The sequence below is a fragment of the Chryseobacterium sp. sg2396 genome, from assembly GCF_042610505.1.
GTDB lineage: Bacteria > Bacteroidota > Bacteroidia > Flavobacteriales > Weeksellaceae > Chryseobacterium.
Window position 1 is genome coordinate 1 of the sequence record NZ_JBHGAQ010000038.1, and the last position, 6,108, is coordinate 6,108.

The following is a 6,108-nucleotide window of genomic DNA, read 5'->3' on the forward strand; positions in this document are numbered from 1 at the left end:
CCTTTTTTCCAAAGAAAAAAGTTTAAATGACTTCAATATTTGAGAAGAGAGTTTCTTAGGTACGGAACCTTATAGAATCGGGTTCTTTATCTTTTCAGCTAAAGTCCCGCTTTACTTATAAATGCAAACTTTTTATTAAAAAAACAGAGTTGTGTTCTAAATAAATTTAATACAAATTCAGTAAAAATACGTAGTGCCGGAAATTTTGCATTTCCTAATTTTATCGAATAATAATTGCAGGTGAGTATGCTTTAAAAGTTGAAAAAAATGAAGCTATAATAAATTATGGATTAATTTTTTTTAATAAATGATAATTATATAAATAATAAAATTAAATTTGTAATGCAAATGTGGTTGTTTTTAAAGAAGTAACTGCAAATAAAAACTGAGACTAACTAAACGTCATTACCATGAATATTAATTTAAACAATTCCCTTTTTAATTTCAATCTCACTTTTTTGTGATTTACAGGAATATTTGATGCAGGTATCGTTATCAGATATGCTTTTGTTTTTACTTGTATGAAATGTTTTCATTACTCGAGCCTTTACTGAAATCTTGCAATTTATTCATGTGCAAATTCTGATGATCAGTTTCCCTGAATAAGTTCACTTTTAATAAATTTTTCATTTTAAAAACCAATAATTATGGACGGAACAATTGGAGAAATCCGACTTTTTGCCGCAAATTTTGCTCCCAGAAACTGGCAGTATTGTAATGGTGCTTTATTGGCCATCAGGTCAAACACGGCACTATTCTCAATTTTAGGAACCACTTATGGTGGGGATGGTATAAATACCTTCGGCCTTCCGAACCTTGCAGGCCGATCGGCTGTAGGGGTAGGACAGGGCCCTGGTTTATCTTATTATGCGCTGGGAGAAATGACAGGAACAAATTCTGTAACGCTTACCATGGCCAATCTGCCTGCTCATACCCACAGTTTGTCAGGAAATGTTGTGATTCCTGCGTATTCGGATGAGGGGGATTCAGGAACTCCTGCAAATAACATTCTTGCATCAAAGGCATTAATGTACAGTAACCAGGTTGCAGATTCTACTACAAGACCCATTCCGTTGGCATTGCAGATAGGTGTTTCGGGAGGAAGTAACGCACTTACTTTAGTTCAGCCTTCGCTGGGAATGAATTACATAATTTGTCTTTACGGGGTTTTTCCTTCAAGAGGATAATATAATCACTGAAATTTAAAATAACATTAATAACAATTAAAGATATCATTATGGAAGGTTATATAGGAGAAATCCGTTTATTTGGTGGAAACTTCGCTCCGCAAGGATGGGCTTTCTGCAACGGAACACTTTACAGTATATCACAATATACAGCAGCATATTCAATATTAGGAACAAACTTCGGAGGCAACGGCCAATCTACATTTGGTGTACCCGACCTTCGTGGGAGGATTGCTGTGGGAACAGGTCAGGGAGCAGGTCTTTCTCCCATAGATTTAGGAGAGGTCGGCGGAACTGAAACTGTTACTATGACTACAGCACAAATGCCTGCTCACAGCCATACCGCAGCAGCGACAATTGCGTTTCCTTGTTTTTCAGATGAAGGCAATACGGGTTCGCCGGCGGGTAATGTGCTCGCAGGTTCAGCCGCAGCTTACTCTACTCAGGCGCCGGATACTTTTATTGCACCGGCTGCCACAACGGGCTCCATATCTGCTGCAGGAAATAATATTCCATTTAGTATTATACAGCCTGTGCTGGCAACCAATTATATTATTTGTCTTGAAGGCATTTATCCGACAAGAGATTAATTCATTAAATTATTAAAAAACAATTATTATGGAAGGAACCATGTCAGAAATAAGAATGTTTGCCGGAAATTTTGCTCCCAAATATTGGGCGTTTTGTCAGGGGCAGACAATAGCAATTAATACCAACCAGGCACTTTTTGCTCTTTTAGGTACAATGTACGGAGGTAATGGAACCACAAACTTTATGCTGCCGAATTTTGCAGGGAGAACAGCTATGGGAACCGGAACCGGAGCGGGAACTAAAGTATTTCAATTAGGAATGATGACGGGTACTGAAACAGTGACCTGCGACATACCGCACATGCCGATGCATACGCACACGGCAGGATCCGAAACTGTTTCTATAAAAACATTTTCAGATGAGGGAAATACAGGCTCCCCGGCAGGCAGTACGCTTGCATCATTACAGGGCTTGTATTCTAATGAACAGCCGGACAGCAGTATGAAAGCCATGCCCAATGCATTCGCTTTAAGCGTTTCAGGATTAGGTCAGCCGATAAACATTCGTCAGCCGTATCTGGGAATTAATTACATCATCTGTATGTACGGAATTTTCCCTTCAAGATCTTAAAATCAGTACTTATTTAATCTCCGGCAGAATTATTTTGCCGGAGACTTTATCAAAAATATGAAAATAGCTTTACTTTTACCACGGTCTGTTATTTATCCGTCACTTTCATTCGATATCATGGACGGTTTCAAGCAATCCCTTAAAAATATGGGTCTGGAAGGATACCATGAAATCGTTTCGGCAGGAATAGGTGTTGCTGCAAAAAACGAGGAAATTTATGATCAGTGCGAACAGTTTTTGTTGGCCGGAACCGATGTCATCATAGGATATATGAATCCTCTTTCAGCAGAATTCGTACATCCTCTGTTTGAAGCTTCGGGCAAAGCCCTGATTGTTCTGGACAGCGGTTATCATTTCCCAGCGTTCAGCGAAAAACTTTCCAACGCGTGGTTTATCTCTCTGCAGGGCGGTTTGTGTACCCGTGTGATTACACAGAAGGCCATTGAAGACGGATTCAGGAATTTTGCATTCAGTTGTTCCTTTTATGACGCTGGATATCGCCCTTCCTATGTATATGCCGCTGCGGCTGAAGAAAAAGGAGGATCAATAGTATTTAATCATATTACCCCTTTGAAGCGTTCAGAATTTACACTGAAACCACTTGTTGAATTTCTTAAGCAAGAACCGGAAACGGCCGTACTTGCTACTTTTTGCGGAGACATGGCCGAAGACTTTTTTGCAGGGAGCAGCGATATAGCAGATTATTGCAAAGTGTACGCTACAGGCTTTACTTCTGATGAGGCATGGCTTGAAAAAATACCTTATCCAGGATATGAATGGAGTGCAGCAGTAGCTTGGTCCAGAAATTTGAGGATCCCTGAAAATGAAACCTTTGTAACTATAATGGACGGTATTAAATATGGGAAAGCGAATCTTTTTTCTGTACTGGGATGGGAAGCTGCACAGTTTATAGGGCTGGAAAACATAATGTTTGGCGGGATGACCATCAATTCGCCACGCGGAAAAATATATATGAATCCTGAAAGCGGATTTTCGGAGGCTCCAGTATACTATACCACCGTTTCAAAAGACGAAAATACGGGCAACTGTCTTTTAAAAGACCTTCATGCAGCTTCCGGTACAGATGCGGAACGCAAAGGACTGGAAAAGAATATTGAATACATACGAACTGTAGAAGCCAATACCTGGCTTAATGCTTATGCCTGCTTAGAATCATGACGAAGCTATTTAAAACAGCAGTTTTATGTAATAACCGGATGGCGTTTCCGGCTTTGCAGTCTTTACAGGCAGCAGGCCGGCTTTGTGCTTTAGGAGTACCGGAAAATAATGTTGAAATAAAGGAATTTTGTTCTATGCTTTCAAAACAGGCAGGAATACCTTTATTTATAATGAATCAAAAGATTTTCTCTGATCAGATAACAGAAATGATTAATATTTCCGGTGCAGATACCGTCTTTACCATGACTTTTCCGTGGAAAATTTCTGCCGAAATTCTTGATCTCTATCCGGGTAAATTTTACAATTTTCATTATGGTCTTTTACCCGAAATGCGTGGAGGTGATCCTGTTTTTGAAACCATTAGAAGCCGTGCTGTGCAGTCAGGCATTACTGTTCATGTAATCGATCGGTATATTGATAGAGGAGCGGTTATCCTTAAAAAAACAATTCCGGTTACTACAGATATGACGCATGGTGCGCTTTGTACTCATTTGTCATGGTTAGGAGCCAGTCTCTTAAATGAACTTTTAAACCTTTTGCAAAGCCATTTTAAAGGAACAGAGCAGAACGAAGACCAGGCGCGGTATTACCCAAAACCTGGTGCTTCAGATGTCTGCATTTCCTGGGAAAAACAGGATGCCGGAACCATTGAGGCATTGGCAAGGGCCTGCAACCCGTGGAATAAAGGAGCTTATACCCAATGGAACGGATGGAATATCAGAGTAGTGGAAGCTGCACCTGTTCAAAACATAAATTATCATACCGGGTTTCCCGGAGCCATAATTTCTTTGGATAAGGAAAACGGATTAGTTGTGAAATGTAATCATAATTCTTATCTGAGATTAGATATTGTCTATACTGAAGAAGCCTTTATGAGCGGGCATAAATTATCCGCTTTTGGGCTGAAAAAGGGTGGACAATTCCTGAATTTATAACTTAAATATATTAAAATGAAAAATTTTTATTCTACAATCAGAAAACTGACGAAAACAGTCGTCATGATGGGAGCGTCGCTGCTGGGGTATGCCCAAGCTCAGACGACTCTCTCCCCCGGAGGTATTGCGTTTACCTCTTATGATTCGAGTTCTACTTCGGTAGATGTATTCTCTTTTGTTTTGCTTGCCCCTATTTCTAGCGGAACACAAATAAGCTTTACCGATCGGGGGTATCAGGGGAACAATGTCTGGCAAGCAGCCGGATCAACAGAATCTGCCATTACATGGACAAGCGGTACTGCGTTGCCGGCCGGTACTGAAGTGTATATTTCAGCGTTGTCAGCTTCTGTTTATAATCCCGCAACAAGTACATCTATACCCAATGGTACTGTAGCACTTACTGATGGAACATCCTCCAATGGATTGGTATTATCTTCTGTTGGAGATCAAATCATTGCATTCCAGGGAGGGAACGGTAGTGTTACAGGTGCTAATGTAACTTGTATTGCCGGTATCAATTATTTTTATACGGCAGGCTCTACAACAGCCGGATGGAATAGTGATGCCGTTGGGAGTCCTAACGCTTCATTAATGCCACCCGGACTTACCGGAGGTACGAATGCATTCTATACAGGACCGGTGTCTGGTGTCACAGTAGCTAAATCCGGAAATTTTAACTGTACCGGTGTTCCAACATCAACCGTTGCTAATATAAGAACAGCGGTTATGAATAATGCCAACTGGACACTTAGTACTGCTGCAGGGCCGCAATATTCAGGATGCACATTTCTTGCCAGCAGTCCGGTAATCACGACGAATCCGGCGAACAGAACCATATGTGCAGGTGGTACCACTACCTTTACAGTTGCTGCTTCGGGGGCTACTTCTTACCAGTGGTATCAGAATTCCGGAAGCGGTTTTATTGCTTTGACAAACACGGCTCCTTATTCAGGAGTTACAACCAGTACTTTAACAATCACGGGGGCTACATCAGCAATGAACGGTTACCAGTATCGTGCGGTGGCAACGGGTTCAGGCTCTGCAACTTCTAATGCGGCTACATTAACGGTAACCAGTATCAGTACGGCAGGAAGCGTAACGAGTGTCGCCTGTAATGGAGGCAGCAATGGGGTTGCTTCTGTTGTTCCTTCAGGAGGAACGGCGCCTTATACTTATTCCTGGTCACCGGTCGGAGGTACAGCCTCTATGGCTACAGGCTTGTCAGCAGGATCTTATACGGTGACGGTAACCGATAATTCAGGCTGTCAGACTACAAGAACTTTTATCGTAACTCAGCCGAGTGCTATTGTATCTTCTACGACAATAACAAATATTGCATGTAATGGAAGCGCCACAGGTGCCATCGATTTAACTGTTTCGGGCGGAGTCCCACCTTATACCTACAACTGGGGTGGCGGAGTCACAACAGAAGACAGAACAGGTCTTGCAGCGGGGACGTATACGGTAACCATTACCGATGCTAATGGATGTACTAAAACGGTAAATGCTACGGTAACCCAACCTGCAAGTGCAGTAAGCGGAACAACAGTAGTAACGAATGTTGCGTGTAACGGCGCTTCCAACGGAGCGATCAACCTAACACCTTCAGGAGGAACAGCACCATATACTTTCAACTGGGGTGGCGG

Annotated in this window: 5 protein-coding genes and 1 pseudogene; all 6 read left to right on the plus strand. The window is 41.7% G+C overall.

Annotation, left to right across the window (positions count from 1 at the left end; translation table 11 throughout):
- Positions 1–647: 647 nt before the first annotated feature.
- Positions 648–1,187, plus strand: coding sequence for a phage tail protein (locus ACED20_RS20850; protein WP_294226435.1), 540 nt, complete (start codon positions 648–650; stop codon positions 1,185–1,187).
- A gap of 50 nt (positions 1,188–1,237) precedes the next feature.
- The gene (locus ACED20_RS20855) at positions 1,238–1,777 is read left to right on the plus strand and encodes a phage tail protein (protein ID WP_294226432.1); all 540 of its coding nucleotides are present in this window, start codon (positions 1,238–1,240) and stop codon (positions 1,775–1,777) included.
- Positions 1,778–1,805: 28 nt separating this feature from the next.
- Positions 1,806–2,348, plus strand: a complete 543-nt coding sequence (locus ACED20_RS20860) for a phage tail protein (RefSeq protein ID WP_294226429.1) — start codon at positions 1,806–1,808, stop codon at positions 2,346–2,348.
- A 57-nt stretch (positions 2,349–2,405) separates the two neighbouring features.
- Positions 2,406–3,527 carry a hypothetical protein gene (locus ACED20_RS20865; RefSeq protein WP_294226426.1) on the plus strand — a complete coding sequence of 374 codons (1,122 nt, stop codon included), beginning with the start codon at positions 2,406–2,408 and terminating at the stop codon, positions 3,525–3,527.
- Entirely contained in the window at positions 3,524–4,462 is a 939-nt protein-coding gene (locus ACED20_RS20870) for a formyltransferase family protein (RefSeq protein ID WP_378106653.1), read from the plus strand. Before ACED20_RS20865 ends, ACED20_RS20870 begins: the two co-directional genes overlap by 4 nt.
- A gap of 15 nt (positions 4,463–4,477) precedes the next feature.
- Positions 4,478–6,108: pseudogene (locus tag ACED20_RS20875) on the plus strand (hypothetical protein); the annotation flags it as partial.

What these genes read in the sequence shown, in the direction of transcription:
- ACED20_RS20865 (WP_294226426.1), top strand. Translation starts at nt 2,406, where the DNA reads ATGAAAATAGCTTTACTTTTACCACGGTCTGTTATTTATCCGTCACTT.
- ACED20_RS20860 (WP_294226429.1), top strand. Translation starts at nt 1,806, where the DNA reads ATGGAAGGAACCATGTCAGAAATAAGAATGTTTGCCGGAAATTTTGCT.
- ACED20_RS20870 (WP_378106653.1), top strand. Translation starts at nt 3,524, where the DNA reads ATGACGAAGCTATTTAAAACAGCAGTTTTATGTAATAACCGGATGGCG.
- ACED20_RS20855 (WP_294226432.1), top strand. Translation starts at nt 1,238, where the DNA reads ATGGAAGGTTATATAGGAGAAATCCGTTTATTTGGTGGAAACTTCGCT.
- ACED20_RS20850 (WP_294226435.1), top strand. Translation starts at nt 648, where the DNA reads ATGGACGGAACAATTGGAGAAATCCGACTTTTTGCCGCAAATTTTGCT.